The organism is Streptomyces sp. NPDC048349 (assembly GCF_040651925.1).
Taxonomy (GTDB): Bacteria; Actinomycetota; Actinomycetes; order Streptomycetales; family Streptomycetaceae; genus Streptomyces.
Window position 1 is genome coordinate 49,036 of record NZ_JBEZLA010000038.1, and the last position, 14,353, is coordinate 63,388.

Sequence of the window (14,353 nt, forward strand, 5' to 3'; positions counted from 1 at the left end):
GGTCATGCGTCCAGAGGCCGGGATTCTTTCCCCTAACGGCATGAACTTTTCGTGATCCTCAGCCAGTTGGGCCATTGGTGCGCCTACCCTTCAACAGGTGAACCAGTTGATGTCCCGCGAGTCCCAGACCGCCCAGCCCGCCGTGTCCGAGCGGCCCGAGCTGCCCGGCAAGCTTCCGGATCACCTGCGTGCCGAACTGATCGCCTTCCGCCGGGACTTGCACATGCACCCGGAACTCGGGCACCAGGAATTCCGCACCACGGCGGCGATCAAGGCCCGGCTCGAACAAGCCGGCCTGCGCCCACGGGTGCTGAACTCCGGAACCGGCCTGATCTGTGACGTGGGTACCTGGGACGGCATGCGGCCGATGCTGGCCCTGCGCGCGGACATCGACGCCCTTCCCATTCCGGATGCCAAGACGCACGTCTCGTACCGTTCGACCTTCCCGGACCGCGCCCACGCCTGCGGCCACGACGTGCACACCGCGATCGTCCTCGGCGCCGGACTGGTCCTCGCCGAACTCGACCGCCAGGGCCTGCTGCCCCGCCCCGTGCGCCTGCTGTTCCAGCCGGCCGAGGAGGTGCTCCCGGGCGGGGCGACCGAGGCCATCGAGTCCGGGGTCCTGGACGGCGTGGGGAAGATGATCGCCGTGCACTGCGACCCGCGGGTCGACGCCGGGCGGATCGGGCTGCGGCCCGGCCCCATCACCTCCGCGTGCGACCGGCTGGAGGTCAGCCTCTCCGGCTCCGGCGGGCACACCGCGCGCCCGCACCTCACCACCGACCTGGTGACGGCCGCCGCCCGGGTGGCCGTCGACGTCCCGGCGCTGCTGGCCCGCCGGATGGACGCGCGCTCGGGCATGTCGGTCACCTGGGGCCGGATCGAGGCCGGGCACGCCTGCAACGTCATCCCCATGCACGCCGAGCTGTCCGGGACCGTGCGGTGCCTGGACCTCAACGCCTGGCACGAGGCGCCGGACATGATCCACGCGGCGATCGACGAGGTCGCGACGATGCACGGGGCGAAGTTCGAGATCAACCACGTCCGCGGGGTCCCCCCGGTGGTCAACGATCCCGTGATCGCCGAGCTGCTGCGCGAGGCGATGACCGTCCGCTGCGGCGCCGGGTCGGTGGAGGACACCGAGCAGAGCCTGGGCGGCGAGGACTTCTCCTGGTACCTGGAGCACGTCCCGGGCGCCATGGCCCGCCTCGGGGTCCGCCGGCCGGGCGACACCGCCAAGCACGACCTGCACCGGGGCGACTTCGACGTGGACGAATCCGCGATCGCCGTCGGCGTCGAGTTCTTCACGGCCGCCGCCCTGCTGGACGGGCGGCGCGCGGGCGCCGTCAGGTAGGCCGCCGGGGGCGCGGGGCCGCCGGGGAGCGGCCCGCGGGCGCGTCCGGCGGAAATCTCGCTACCCCATCCGCGCGTCTCGCGTCGGACGTGTCCAGCCCTTGGTACACAAGGGCTGGGCGCGTGAGCAGTTACCGATCGGTCACTGTCCGGTTCGCGACGATCCGATAACGACTCATGAACGGGCCTTTAACTGACATCTACGCGCGTTACGATCGCGGCGAAACCAGCGCCGGTCGTGGCGCTTCGGTCAGGTTTTGAAGGAGCCTCCCCTTGCGCCGGATCACCAGGATCGCCACCGTGGGCCTCGCGTCCGCTGCGCTGGCCCTCTCGGCCACCGCCTGTGGCGGTAAGAAGTCGTCGGACACCGGATCCTCGGACTCGAAGGACGCCAGCGCCGCCATCGCGTACGACATCGGTGGCCGCGGCGACCAGTCGTTCAACGACGCCGCGTACGCCGGTCTGCAGAAGGCCGAGTCGGAGCTGAAGATCAAGGGCGCCGAGGCGGAGCCCACCGACGGCGAGGGCGAGGCCGACAAGGTCCAGCGCCTCACCGAGCTGGCCCGCAAGGGCAACAACCCGGTCATCGGCGTCGGTTTCGCGTACGCCCCGGCCATCAAGAAGGTCGCGCCGAAGTTCCCGGACACCACGTTCGGCATCATCGACGACACCTCGGTGACCGGCCCGAACATCGCCAACCTCGTCTTCAACGAGGAGCAGGGCTCCTACCTGGCCGGCGTCGCCGCCGCCAAGGTCTCCAAGACCGGCACGGTCGGCTTCATCGGCGGTGTCGAGGTTCCGCTGATCAAGAAGTTCGAGGCGGGCTTCACCCAGGGCGTCAAGGACACCAACCCGAACGCCAAGGTGCTCTCCCAGTACCTGACCCAGCCGCCGAACTTCGACGGTTTCGCCAAGCCCGACCTCGGCAAGGCCGCCGCGCAGGGCCAGCTCGACGCGGGCGCCGACGTGGTCTACGCCGCCGCCGGTCTGGCCGGCTCCGGTGCCATCGAGGCCGCCTCGGCCAAGGGCAAGTGGGCCATCGGCGTCGACTCCGACCAGTACAACCAGGCCGGTCTGTCGAAGTACAAGGACTCCATCCTGACCTCGGTCACCAAGGACGTCTCGGACTCCGTCTTCGACCTGATCAAGTCGGTCAAGGACGGCAAGCCGGCCACCGGTGAGATCCGCTACGGCCTGGACAAGGACGGCGTCGGCCTGGCCGACTCCAACCCGAAGTACAAGGAGATGGCCGACGTCATCGCCGCGGTGGAGAAGGCCAAGGCCGACATCATCGCCAAGAAGATCACCGTCAAGACCGCGCCGTAAGGCCGTCTGCGACAGGTAGTTCTTGGTCTCCGGGGTCCGGGCAGCGGTCTCTATCGCTCCCGGGCCCCGAACCGCGTTCGTCAATTCCACACGCCCGTGTTGCTTGTGGCCAGTTGGCCTCAAGTTTTCACTTCCGACAGTGCTACGCGCGTAGAAGCATCGTGGACGCGATACTTTCACTCCCCGCCCTGTCCCCCTGCCTCCCGCTCCTTCCGCGCCAAGGAGAGTGCGTCATCAACGCGTCCAGCCCGCCCCCCGCCGTAGAACTGCACGGCATCACCAAGCGCTTCCCCGGCGTCGTCGCCAACAAGGACATCGCGATCACCGTCCGCAAGGGCACGGTCCATGCCTTGATCGGCGAGAACGGCGCCGGCAAGTCGACCCTGATGAAGATCCTCTACGGCATGCAGAAGCCGGACGAGGGCACCATCGCCATCGACGGGGAGCAGGTCTCCTTCCACAGCCCCGGCGACGCCATCGCCCGCGGCATCGGCATGGTGCACCAGCACTTCATGCTCGCCGACAACCTCACCGTCCTGGAGAACGTGGTTCTCGGCGGCGAGAAGCTGTACGGCATCGGTGCCAAGGCCCGTAGGAAGATCAAGGAGATCTCGGACGCCTACGGCCTCGGGGTGCGTCCCGACGCCCTGGTCGAGGACCTGGGTGTCGCGGACCGCCAGCGCGTGGAGATCCTCAAGGTCCTCTACCGCGGCGCCAAGATCCTCATCCTCGACGAGCCGACCGCCGTGCTCGTGCCGCAGGAGGTGGACGCCCTCTTCGACAACCTGCGCGAGCTCAAGGCCGAGGGTCTGACCGTCATCTTCATCTCGCACAAGCTGGGCGAGGTGCTGAAGGTCGCCGACGACATCACCGTCATCCGGCGCGGTACCACGGTCGGCACCGCCGACCCGAAGACGGCCACCACCAAGCAGCTCGCCGAGCTGATGGTCGGCTCCGAGCTCCCCTCGCCGGAAACCCGCGAGTCCACGGTGACCACCACCCCGATGCTCCAGGTCGCAGACCTGCGGCTGGCCGCGGTGGACCCGGACGGCATCGTGCGCGAGGTGCTGGCCGGCATCGACTTCACCATCCACAAGGGTGAGGTGCTCGGCATCGCCGGCGTCGAGGGCAACGGCCAGACGGAGCTCATCGAGGCCCTCATGGGCATGAGCATCCCGGACGGCGGAACGATCACGCTGGACGGCACCGACATCTCCACGGCCGCGACGCGCAAGCGCCGCGAGGGCGGCATCGGCTACATCCCCGAGGACCGGCACCGGCACGGCCTGCTGCTCGAGTCCCCGCTGTGGGAGAACCGCATCCTCGGCCACGTCACCGAGGCGCCCAACTCCAAGCGCGGCATCCTCGACCCGAAGGCGGCGCGCAAGGACACCGAGCGGATCGTGCGCGAGTACGACGTCCGCACGCCCGGCATCGAGGTCACCGCGGCCTCGCTCTCCGGCGGCAACCAGCAGAAGCTGATCGTCGGCCGCGAGATGAGCCACAACCCGAAGTTCCTCATCGCCGCCCACCCCACCCGCGGTGTGGACGTCGGCGCGCAGGCGCAGATCTGGGACGCGATCCGGGAGGCCCGCCGCGAGGGCCTGGCCGTCCTGCTCATCTCCGCGGACCTGGACGAGCTCATCGGCCTGTCCGACACCCTGCGGGTGATCTACCGCGGCCGCCTGGTCGCGGACGCCGACCCGGCGACCGTCACCCCGGAGGAGCTCGGCACCGCCATGACGGGCGCCGCCTCCGGGCACCTGGAAGCAACCGACAACCACTCCGCCACCGGTACCGAGCCCGGTACCGCTGCACCGGAGGACGAGGCCCGATGAAGAAATTCGACAAGGACCGGCTGCTCCTCGGCCTGGCCGGGCCCGTGCTCGCCCTGGTCAGCGCCTTCCTGCTGACCGTGATCGTGCTCGCGGCGACGGGCATCGACCCGATCGAGCCGCTGCGCCTCATGGTGGAGAACGCCGCCTACGAGGACGTCCAGGTCCTCATCGTGAACCAGGCCGGCACGTACTACCTGGCGGCCCTGGCCGTGGCCATCGGCTTCAGGATGAACCTGTTCAACATCGGCGTCGACGGCCAGTACCGCCTCGCGGCGATGCTCTCCGCCGTGGTCGGTGCGGCCGTGGCCCTGCCGGGCCCGCTGCACCTGCTGCTGATCATCTTCGTGGCGATGCTCGTCGGTGCCTTCTGGTCCGGCATCGCCGGTGTGCTCAAGGCCAAGCGCGGGGTCAGCGAGGTCGTCTCCACGATCATGCTGAACGCCATCGCGACCAGCCTGATCGCCTGGATGATGCTGCCCAAGAACCTCGGCGTGCAGCTGGAGGGCTCCAACGACCTGACGACCGGCGACATCGCCGAGTCGGGCTGGTTCCCGGCCGTGTCCCTCGGCGACGGGCTGGAGATCTACGGCTTCACCTTCGTGGCCTTCGCCCTCGGCATCGTCTACTGGTTCGCCCTCAACCGGACCCGCTTCGGCTTCGACCTGCGCGCCACCGGTGCCAGCGAGTCCGCCGCCCAGGCCTCCGGCGTCGACGCCAAGAAGATGATCATCACCTCGATGCTCATCTCCGGCGCGGTCGCGGGTCTCGCCGGCATGCCGCAGCTGCTGGGCGAGACGCACACCTACAACCTGGCCTTCCCGGTCGGTGTCGGCTTCACCGGCATCACCATCGCGCTGCTCGGCCGCAACAGCCCGGTCGGCATCCTCTTCGCCGCGTTCCTGATGGCCTTCATCGACAAGGCCTCGGCCTCGCTCGACCAGGCCGGCTACGCGAAGGAGATCGGCACGATCATGAAGGGCCTGATCGTGATCGCGGTCGTCGTCTCGTACGAACTCGTCCGCCGCTACGGCATCCGGCGCCAGCAGCAGAAGGTCGGCGAGGAGCTCGCCGCCGGGCACGCCCTCAAGACCGACAAGGAGGTCGCGGCGTGAGCACCAGCACTGTCTCCGCGACGGCTGCCGCCCCGAAGAAGTCGGCCGGCCGCAAGAAGCTCACCCTCCCCTGGATCATGCTGATCATCGCGGGCGGCCTCGCGCTGGTCTCGCTGGTCCGCCTGATCAGCGGAGCCAACGACCTGACCTCGGTGGGCCAGGTCTCGGGCGCGCTGTCCCTCGCCGTCCCGATCGGCCTCGCCGGCCTCGGCGGCCTGTGGGCCGAGCGTGCGGGCGTCGTCAACATCGGCCTCGAGGGCATGATGATCCTCGGCACCTGGTTCGGTGCCTGGGCCGGCTACCAGTGGGGCCCGTGGACCGGTGTGCTCGTCGGCATCGCCGGCGGCGCGGTCGGCGGCCTGCTGCACGCGATCATCACCGTCACGTTCAACGTCAACCACATCGTCTCCGGTGTGGCCATCAACATCCTGGCGCTGGGCTTCACCCAGTACCTGTCGAACTTCACCTTCGCGGACGCGCCGGGCGGCTCCTCCAAGCAGTCGCCGCAGGTCGAGCCGATCTACAAGATCACCGTGCCGGGGTTGTCCGACTGGATGTCCGACCTCCAGGGCAAGCACTGGTTCTTCGTCTCGGACCTCGCCGGCGTCATCGGCGGCCTGGTCACCGAGCTGTCGCTGCTGACCATCGTCGCCCTGCTGCTGATCCCGGGCACCTGGTGGGTGCTGTGGCGGACCACCTTCGGCCTGCGGCTGCGCTCCTGCGGTGAGAACCCCATCGCGGCGGAGTCCCTCGGCGTCAACGTCTACAAGTACAAGTACATCGCCGTGGTCGTCTCGGGCGCCCTGGCCGGCCTCGGCGGCGTGTACCTGTCCGAGGTCGCCAGCCCCATCTACCAGGAGGGCCAGACCGGCGGTCGCGGCTACATCGGTCTCGCCGCGATGATCTTCGGCAACTGGATGCCGGGCGGCATGGCGCTGGGCGCCGGCCTGTTCGGCTTCATCGACAGCCTCAAGCTGCGCGGCGGCGCCACCAACGTCCACGCGATGCTGCTGCTGATCGCGATCCTGCTGGTGCTGGTCTGCGCCTGGCAGCTGTACAAGAAGAAGTACCTCCAGGCCGGCATCTCGGCGGTCTGCGCGGCCCTGCTCTTCCTCTGGTACGTGCTCACCGACTCGGTGCCCAGCCAGTTCGTGGACGCCGCCCCGTACGTGACCACCCTGCTGGTGCTCGCGCTGTCGGCGCAGCGGCTGCGCATGCCGAAGGCGGACGGCATGCCGTACCGCAAGGGCCAGGGCAAGTGACGAGCGCGCCCACCGTCGACTGGGAGGCCCTGCGCGAGGCCGCCCGGGACGCCATGTCCCGCGCCTACGCCCCGTACTCGGGCTTCCCGGTCGGTGTCGCCGCACTCGTCGAGGACGGCAGGACCGTCACCGGCTGCAACGTCGAGAACGCGAGCTACGGGCTCAGCCTGTGCGCCGAGTGCGGCCTGGTGTCCTCCCTGCAGGCGACGGGCGGCGGCCGGCTGACCCACTTCACCTGCGTCGACGGCCGGGGCGAGATCCTCGTCCCGTGCGGCCGCTGCCGCCAGCTGCTCTTCGAGTTCGGCGGACCGGAACTGCTGGTGGAAACCCCGAAGGGGATCCTCCCGCTGGCGGAGATGCTGCCGCAGGCCTTCGGGCCCGACCACTTGAGATAGCCGTGCCGACGGCCCTTCGCCCCCCGCGGGGCGGAGGGCCGTCCGGTTCCTCTCACCCCCTCTCTCTATGCGCGTAGAAGGAAGCACCTCATGGACGTCATCTCCGTCATCCGGACCAAGCGGGACCGCGGTGAGCTGAGCCCCGAGCAGATCGACTGGGTCATCGACGCGTACACCCGCGGTGTCGTCGCCGACGAGCAGATGTCGGCGCTGGCGATGGCCATCCTGCTCAACGGGATGAACCGGACCGAGATCGCCCGGTGGACCGCCGCGATGATCGCCTCCGGTGAGCGCATGAACTTCGACGCGCTCTCCCGCCCCACCGCCGACAAGCACTCCACCGGCGGCGTCGGCGACAAGATCACGCTGCCGCTGGCCCCGCTCGTCGCCGCGTGCGGCGCGGCCGTGCCGCAGCTGTCCGGCCGCGGGCTCGGCCACACCGGCGGCACCCTCGACAAGCTGGAGTCCATCCCCGGCTGGCGCGCACTGCTGTCCAACGAGGAGATGATGCAGGTCCTGGACAGCACGGGCGCGGTCATCTGCGCGGCGGGCGACGGCCTGGCCCCGGCGGACAAGAAGCTCTACGCGCTGCGCGACGTGACGGGCACGGTCGAGGCCATCCCGCTGATCGCCTCCTCGATCATGTCGAAGAAGATCGCCGAGGGCACGGGCTCCCTCGTCCTCGACGTCAAGGTCGGCAGCGGCGCCTTCATGAAGAACATCGAGGACGCGCGCGAGCTGGCGCGGACCATGGTGGGCCTGGGCACCGACTCCGGCGTCAAGACGGTCGCCCTGCTCACCGACATGTCCACCCCGCTCGGCCTGACGGCCGGAAACGCGCTGGAGGTGCGCGAGTCGGTCGAGGTCCTGGCGGGCGGCGGCCCGGCGGACGTCGTCGAGCTGACCATCGCCCTGGCCAAGGAGATGCTGGAGGCCGCGGGCATCAAGGACGCCGACCCGGCGAAGGCCCTGGCCGACGGCTCCGCGATGGACCACTGGCGCCGGATGATCGCGGCCCAGGGCGGCGACCCGGACGCGGCCCTGCCCGTGGCCCGCGAGCAGCACGTGGTCACCGCCTCGGCCTCGGGCGTCCTGACCCGCCTCGACGCGTACGCGGTGGGCGTCGGCGCCTGGCGCCTGGGCGCGGGCCGCGCCCGCAAGGAGGACCCGGTGCAGGCGGGCGCGGGCATCGAGCTCCACGCGAAGCCGGGCGACACGGTGACCGCGGGCCAGCCGCTGATGACCCTGCACACCGACACCCCGGAGAAGTTCGACTACGCCCTGGCCTCCCTGGAGGGCTCGTACGACGTCGCCCCGGCGGGCACGGCCTTCTCCGCCACGCCGATCGTCCTGGACCGCATCGCCTGACCGCAGGCCCCCCGTCCCGTCGGCGCGGCTCCCCGTCCGGAGCCGCGCCGGCGTCTTTTCACGGGCGCGCCGGGCCGGGCGCCCGATGAGTTCCGGCAGGGCCCGCAGTCATCCCCTCGTGGAGATCGGACGACTCGTGCTGCCCGGACCCGGACCCGATGCGCAGGACACGGCGCGCCTGTGCGCACGGCTGTCGCGGCTGTACGACGGCGGGGCGACGGCGGTGGTCTGCGACGCCACCGCCGTCACCGCGCCGAGCCTGGCCGCCGTGCACGCCCTCGCCCGGCTGCGGCTGACCGCCCGGGCGCACGGCGGGGACTTCGCCGTCACCGGAGCCGCCCCCGCGCTCCGGGCCCTACTGGACCTCGTCGGACTCGTCGAGCTGCTCGGGGAGACCGAAGAGGGGGAACCACCGCGCGGTGTCCAGGAAGGCGTTGAGCCCGATGATCTTGCCCTCTGAGATCTCCAGGACCTGGAGCGCCCACGGGGTGTGGCCCCTCCCGGAGGCCGCCGGCCGGTACTGGCCGAAGGCCGGCATGCCGTTCGCCGTGGTGGGGACCAGGCGGGAACCCTTGCAGCCGATGCCCTGGTTCAGGTGCCAGGCGGCGATGTCCTCGTGGCCCCGCAGCCACAGGTCGAACGGCGGCATCGACAGCACCGCGTCCTCGTGCAGCAGCGCGGTGAGCCGGGAGATGTCGTACGCCTCGAAGGCGGAGAGGTACTGCTCCAGCAGCTTCGCCTGGTCCGCGTCCAGCGGGTCCGCGGCGTCGCTGTCGCGGACGCCGTGCGAGGCCAGCGTGGCCCGCGCCCGCTGCAGCGCGCTGTTCACCGAGGCCACCGTGGTCTCCAGCAGCGTCGCGACCTCGTCGGCCTTCCAGGCCAGTACTTCACGCAGGATCAGCACCGCCCGCTGCTTCGCCGGAAGGTGCTGGAGGGCCGCGACGAACGCCAGCCGCACGGACTCCTTCGCCAGGGCCGTCTCCGCCGGGTCGGCGGTCTGGGGCAGCACCCGGCCGTCGGGGACCGGCTCCAGCCAGGTCACCTCGGGCCGTTCGTTGAGCACGGCGGAGGCCTGGTGCTGCGGCGCCGTCAGATCCATCGGCCGGGCCCGCTTGTTCCCCGCCTTCAGCAGGTCCAGGCAGACGTTGGTGGCGATCCGGTACAGCCACGACCGCAGCGAGGAACGGCCCTCGAACTTCTCGAAGCTGCGCCACGCACGGATGTACGTGTCCTGTACCGCGTCCTCGGCGTCGAAGGACGAGCCGAGCATCCGGTAGCAGTACCCCGTCAGCTCGACCCGGTAGCGGTCCAGCGCGGTGTCCAGGTCCGTCGGTGTGGTCGCGAGGTCACTCATGGTCGGTCGCCGCCCCCAGGTAGGTCCACTCCTTCGGAACCTACCGGAGGGGTCCGACAACGGCAGCCGGAACGGCCGGAGCCACCCGTCAGGTGCCCGGCTTGCGGCCGTACACGTAGACGTCCTCCCCCTTGCCCAGCAGGTTCCAGTACGCCTTCGCGTCGGCGGACCGCATGTTCACGCAGCCGCCCGAGCCGGGCGGGTTCCACATGCTCTTGCCGGTGGAGTGGAAGGCGATGCCGCCGTCGAAGAACTGCGCGTACGGCATCGAGACGTCGTAGAGCGTCGACCAGTGGTCGATGCTGCGGTAATAGATCTTCTTCAGGCCGGTCCGGGTCTCCGTGCCGTCCTTGCCGGTGCGCACCGGGACGGGGCCGTACTTCAGGGTGGCGCCGTCCTGGATCCAGCTGAGCTGCCGCGTCAGGTCGACGCAGGCGATCCGCCCCCGGTCCACCGGGCAGGCGCCGGCCTTGTTGGGGGTGCTGCCCGCCGCCCGCTGGGCCAGCATCGTGCTCATCGTCCGCCAGGTCAGCGGCCCCGCGTACCCCTGGGCCGGGGTGATCCCGTGGCTCGCCTGGAACGTCCTGATCGCCGTGCAGTCGGCCGCCGACTGCCGCCCGTCCGCCGGCCTCCCCAGGAACTGCTCGACCTGCCGCTGGTACGGCCCGGTACTCAGGTTGCAGGAGGCCGCCGCCCGCGCGGATCCGCCCCCCGCCACCACCAACGGCAGCGCCAACGCCACCGCCCCGCCGAACACCGCCGCCGCGCGCACGCGTGTCCCCATGACACCCTCCCCATCCGCCCCGTTTCCGTTCTCCGTGTTGAATGCCCGGAAAATCGGCGCGAGTTGCGTCCGGGAAGGCGTATTTCTGGATTTCGGACGGTTTCCTCAGCGGGCGGCCGCGGCCGAAGCCGGCATGCGCCGCTGCGCGCGGGCCGCGTGGGACCCGTACAGCGTGATCGAGACGACACCGAGCACGGCCAGCAGCGCGATGCCCACGGTGGCCGCCCACCCCGCCGAGTGGTAGGCGAGGGCGCCCAGGGTGCCGCCGGCGCTGGAACCCAGGTAGTACGCCGACTGGTAGAGCGCAGAAGCCTGCGCCCGGCCCGACCGCGCCGTCCGGCTCACCGCGGCCGAGGCCACCGCGTGCCCCGCGAAGAAGCCCGCCGTGATCAGGACCAGCCCGACCAGGATCGCGGCCAGGGACCGGGACAGCGACAGCAGCAGCCCGAGCGCGGTGGTGGTCACGGCCAGGTACAGCGCGCCGCGCCGGCCCATGCGGGCCACCAGCTGACCGGCGGCGGCCGACGAGACCGTACCCACCAGGTAGATCAGGAAGACCGACCCGACCACGCCCTGTCCGAGCGAGAACGGCTCCTCCACCAGCCGGTAGCCGATGACGGTGTAGACGGCGCCGAAGACGGTCATGAACAGCGCGCCGATCCCGTACAGCCGCACCAGGAGCGGATCGCGCAGGTGACCGGCGACCGTACGCCCCACGGCGCGCGGGTTCAGGGACGCCGGGCGGAAGAACCGCGCCCGGGGCAGCAGTACCAGGAACGCCGCCGCGCAGGCCGCCGCCATCAGCCCGACGGTCAGCAGACCCGCCCGCCAGCCGCCGAGCTGCGCCGCCCAGCCGGTGACGAGGCGGCCGCTCATGCCGCCGATGGAGTTGCCCGCCACGAACAGGCCGATCGCCCCGACCAGGGCCTTCGGCTGGACCTCCTCCGCCAGGTACGCCATCGCGGAGGCCGGGATCCCGGCGATCGCCGCGCCCTGGACGGCCCGCAGGGCCACCAGCCACTCCAGGTTCGGCGCAAAGGGCACCAGCAGGCCGACGGCCACGGCCACCACCATCGACCAGGTCATCATGCGGGTGCGCCCGAACCGCTCCGACAGCGCGCTGAGCGGCAGCACGAACAGGGCGAGCGCGCCGGTGGCCGCCGACACCGTCCAGCTGGCCTGGCCCGCCGTCACCCCGAACCCGTCGGAGATCGCGGGCAACAGCGCCTGGGTCGAGTAGAGGAGGGCGAAGGTCGCGAGGCCGGCGGCGAAGAGCGCGAGGCTCATCCGGCGGTAGCCGGGGCGGCCGGGGGTGCGGGGTTCGGGCTGCGGCGACGACGGGGTGGAGGCACCCGGGATGACGGGTGCCCCGGTATGAGCGGGAGGCATACCTCGAAGGTAGGCCCGGGTTTTTGATGCGTCCAATGCACGGATTCGCGATAATCGATCCACTCACGCATCAGCACAGCTCAGGACGGCGCCTGTCAATGAACCGTTACGAAGAAGACGCGTCTGTGACACGTGTGCTGGCCCCGCGCCTCGCGTACTTCGCGGCCGTCGCCCGGCACGAGCACGTCACCCGCGCCGCCCACGAACTGGGCGTTCCGCAGTCGACGTTGTCGCGGGCCATGGTCCGCCTCGAACAGGACCTCGGCGTCACGCTGTTCGCCCGCAAGGGCCGCACCGTAGCCCTCACCACGGCCGGCCGCACCTTCCTGGCCTCCGCCGAACAGGCCCTGGACGGCATCGCCCGCGCCGCCGAATCCGTCCAGCAGGACGCCGACCCGGCCTCCGGCAAGGTCGCCTTCGGCTTCCTGCACACCCTGGGCCCCGAGACCGTACCCGGTCTCATCCGGGCCTTCCGCACGGACCACCCGCGCGTGCGCTTCTCCCTCGTCCAGAACTACGGCGAAGCCATGCTGGAGAAGCTGCGCTCCGGCGAACTCGACCTCTGCCTCACCTCACCCGTCCCGGACGCCCCCGACCTCGCGGCCCGCCGCCTCGACGAACAGCGCCTGCGCCTGGTCGTCCCCGACGACCACCGCCTCGCCGGCCGCAAGCGCATCCGCCTCGCCGAGGCCGCCGAGGAAACTTTCGTCACCCTGGAACCCGGCTACGGCCTGCGCCGCATCACCGACAACCTGTGCGCGGAAGCCGGCTTCACCCCCCGGGTCGCCTTCGAGGGCGAGGAGGCCGAAACCCTGCGCGGCCTGGTCGCCGCCGGCCTGGGCGTGGCCCTCCTGCCACCTCCGGCCGTGGCCCGCCCGGGCGTGGTCGAACTGACGGTCACCGCCCCGCGCGCGGTCCGCGAGATCGGCGTCGCCTGGCTGGACGGCCACCCGGACACACCGCCGGTGGCGGAGTTCAAACGCTTCCTGCTCTCCCGGCGCGGCCGCCTGATCCCCGAACTGGAACCCCCGGCCTGACGCCAGGGCCCGTGAGCCCCGGTAGGGGCGCGGCCCGGCTAGTCCGCGGCCCCGCGCTCGGCCGCGTCCGCGGAGGCCGGCGGGGCAGGCGGGGCAGGCGCCAGCAAGTACCCGGCCTGAAAGCGGGACTTGGCCCCGACGGCCCGCATGATCTCCGCGATGTGCCGCTGGCACGTCCGCTCCGACATGCCCAGCCTCCGGGCGATCACCTTGTCCTCCAGCCCCTCCGACAGCAACCGCACGATCGTCTGGCGCAGTTCGTCCGAGATCGACCGCGCCGCCTCCGGGCTCACCGTCGTCGGGAACGGCTCCGCCCCCAGCCAGGACCGCTCGAAGGCCGCCGCCATGAAGTGCACGACGTTCGGCTCGCGCACCACCAGGGCCGCCCCGCTGCGGTCCGGCACGCCCATCAGTCCCGTGTGGCCGTCGAAGACCAGCATCCGCATCAGCCCGTCGCCCAGCGTCCGCACCTGCGCGCCCAGCGCCGTCACCCGCTCGACGTACGCCGCCGTGGGCCGTGAGTACCGCGCGGTGTGCTGGTAGAGCGTCCGCATCCGGACCCCGCGCGCCAGCAGCGACTCGTCCCTCCCGATCGACTCCTCCAGCGACTCCAGCGGCCGCCCCCCGCCCGGCTGCGAGGTCAGCAGCTCCCGCTCGCACGCCGCGACCAGCTCTGCGATCAGCCCCCGTACCGCGCCCAGGTCCGTCACCAGCTCGAGGCGCCCCGACCCGCTCAGGTCGCGGTGCGCGGACCCCGCCTCGTACGCCGGCACCAGCGCCTCCAGCCGCCCCCGCATTCGGTCCATCTCGTCGTGGGTCTCGCGTACGAGCTGCGCCAGCGGAGCCAGCGCCCGCGCCGCAGCCGCCCGGGGCGCGACCGCGCTCCACCGGTCGGGGCCGCCGCCGGGCGCCCGCTGGAGCAGGTGCGCGGCGGCCAGTTCCGTGATCGCGGCGGCCGCGCGCACGCCGAGGGCCTCGGTGGCCTCGGCCGCGTCAAAGGCGTGCCGCTCGACGGCGTACGCGTAGAGGCGCCGGGCCGCGGGGCTCAGTTCTTCGGCGTGATCGGCTGGCATATGCCTATTCGTCCCGGCCTGTGTCTGTTCGTAAACCCCTCGTATTCCCGCAAGGCGGCAAG

At 71.2% G+C, this 14,353-nt stretch carries 13 protein-coding genes; 9 read left to right on the plus strand and 4 right to left on the minus strand.

The window, feature by feature from the left end:
• Positions 1–109: 109 nt before the first annotated feature.
• The 8 genes from AB0D44_RS21275 to AB0D44_RS21310 all read left to right on the plus strand — a co-directional run bounded on the left by AB0D44_RS21275 (position 110) and on the right by AB0D44_RS21310 (position 9,114).
• Positions 110–1,354 (plus strand): amidohydrolase, encoded by a 1,245-nt coding sequence (locus AB0D44_RS21275; RefSeq protein WP_362593253.1) that lies wholly within the window; start codon positions 110–112, stop codon positions 1,352–1,354.
• 272 nt (positions 1,355–1,626) lie between these two features.
• Positions 1,627–2,679 carry a BMP family ABC transporter substrate-binding protein gene (locus AB0D44_RS21280; RefSeq protein ID WP_362593175.1) on the plus strand — a complete coding sequence of 351 codons (1,053 nt, stop codon included), beginning with the start codon at positions 1,627–1,629 and terminating at the stop codon, positions 2,677–2,679.
• 233 nt (positions 2,680–2,912) lie between these two features.
• Positions 2,913–4,517, plus strand: a complete 1,605-nt coding sequence (locus AB0D44_RS21285) for an ABC transporter ATP-binding protein (RefSeq protein ID WP_362593256.1) — start codon at positions 2,913–2,915, stop codon at positions 4,515–4,517.
• A complete protein-coding gene (locus tag AB0D44_RS21290; protein WP_362593178.1) occupies positions 4,514–5,629 on the plus strand; it encodes an ABC transporter permease in 1,116 nt (371 codons plus the stop codon). Before AB0D44_RS21285 ends, AB0D44_RS21290 begins: the two co-directional genes overlap by 4 nt.
• Positions 5,626–6,891: an ABC transporter permease gene (locus AB0D44_RS21295; RefSeq protein WP_362593180.1), complete on the plus strand. Its 1,266-nt coding sequence runs from the start codon at positions 5,626–5,628 to the stop codon at positions 6,889–6,891. The genes AB0D44_RS21290 and AB0D44_RS21295 overlap by 4 nt, the downstream gene beginning before the upstream one ends.
• The gene (locus AB0D44_RS21300) at positions 6,888–7,286 is read left to right on the plus strand and encodes a cytidine deaminase (RefSeq protein ID WP_362593183.1); all 399 of its coding nucleotides are present in this window, start codon (positions 6,888–6,890) and stop codon (positions 7,284–7,286) included. Before AB0D44_RS21295 ends, AB0D44_RS21300 begins: the two co-directional genes overlap by 4 nt.
• 90 nt (positions 7,287–7,376) lie before the next feature.
• Positions 7,377–8,654: a thymidine phosphorylase gene (locus tag AB0D44_RS21305; RefSeq protein ID WP_362593186.1), complete on the plus strand. Its 1,278-nt coding sequence runs from the start codon at positions 7,377–7,379 to the stop codon at positions 8,652–8,654.
• A gap of 118 nt (positions 8,655–8,772) precedes the next feature.
• Positions 8,773–9,114 (plus strand): STAS domain-containing protein, encoded by a 342-nt coding sequence (locus tag AB0D44_RS21310; RefSeq protein ID WP_362593188.1) that lies wholly within the window; start codon positions 8,773–8,775, stop codon positions 9,112–9,114.
• Here AB0D44_RS21310 and AB0D44_RS21315 read toward each other — a convergent pair.
• The 3 genes from AB0D44_RS21315 to AB0D44_RS21325 form a co-directional block, all read right to left on the minus strand.
• Positions 9,010–10,008 (minus strand): sigma-70 family RNA polymerase sigma factor, encoded by a 999-nt coding sequence (locus AB0D44_RS21315; RefSeq protein ID WP_362593191.1) that lies wholly within the window; start codon positions 10,006–10,008, stop codon positions 9,010–9,012. The genes AB0D44_RS21310 and AB0D44_RS21315 overlap by 105 nt on opposite strands.
• 88 nt (positions 10,009–10,096) lie before the next feature.
• Complete coding sequence (locus AB0D44_RS21320; protein ID WP_362593194.1) at positions 10,097–10,792, minus strand: L,D-transpeptidase; 696 nt, start codon at positions 10,790–10,792, stop codon at positions 10,097–10,099.
• Between the two features lie 105 nt (positions 10,793–10,897).
• A complete protein-coding gene (locus AB0D44_RS21325; protein ID WP_362593196.1) occupies positions 10,898–12,181 on the minus strand; it encodes an MFS transporter in 1,284 nt (427 codons plus the stop codon).
• Between the two features lie 98 nt (positions 12,182–12,279).
• On the opposite strand from AB0D44_RS21325, the gene AB0D44_RS21330 reads away from it, so the two are divergent.
• Positions 12,280–13,218, plus strand: coding sequence for a LysR family transcriptional regulator (locus tag AB0D44_RS21330; RefSeq protein ID WP_362593199.1), 939 nt, complete (start codon positions 12,280–12,282; stop codon positions 13,216–13,218).
• Between the two features lie 38 nt (positions 13,219–13,256).
• Here the strand turns inward: AB0D44_RS21330 and AB0D44_RS21335 are convergent, their stop codons facing one another.
• The gene (locus AB0D44_RS21335) at positions 13,257–14,291 is read right to left on the minus strand and encodes a helix-turn-helix transcriptional regulator (protein WP_362593202.1); all 1,035 of its coding nucleotides are present in this window, start codon (positions 14,289–14,291) and stop codon (positions 13,257–13,259) included.
• Positions 14,292–14,353 lie beyond the last annotated feature (62 nt).

Bases quoted from the DNA above. Each gene is read 5' to 3' on its own strand.
- AB0D44_RS21275 (WP_362593253.1), top strand. From the start codon at position 110: ATGTCCCGCGAGTCCCAGACCGCCCAGCCCGCCGTGTCCGAGCGGCCC.
- AB0D44_RS21290 (WP_362593178.1), top strand. From the start codon at position 4,514: ATGAAGAAATTCGACAAGGACCGGCTGCTCCTCGGCCTGGCCGGGCCC.
- AB0D44_RS21305 (WP_362593186.1), top strand. From the start codon at position 7,377: ATGGACGTCATCTCCGTCATCCGGACCAAGCGGGACCGCGGTGAGCTG.
- AB0D44_RS21315 (WP_362593191.1), bottom strand. From the start codon at position 10,008: ATGAGTGACCTCGCGACCACACCGACGGACCTGGACACCGCGCTGGAC.
- AB0D44_RS21320 (WP_362593194.1), bottom strand. From the start codon at position 10,792: ATGGGGACACGCGTGCGCGCGGCGGCGGTGTTCGGCGGGGCGGTGGCG.
- AB0D44_RS21325 (WP_362593196.1), bottom strand. From the start codon at position 12,181: ATGCCTCCCGCTCATACCGGGGCACCCGTCATCCCGGGTGCCTCCACC.
- AB0D44_RS21330 (WP_362593199.1), top strand. From the start codon at position 12,280: ATGAACCGTTACGAAGAAGACGCGTCTGTGACACGTGTGCTGGCCCCG.
- AB0D44_RS21335 (WP_362593202.1), bottom strand. From the start codon at position 14,291: ATGCCAGCCGATCACGCCGAAGAACTGAGCCCCGCGGCCCGGCGCCTC.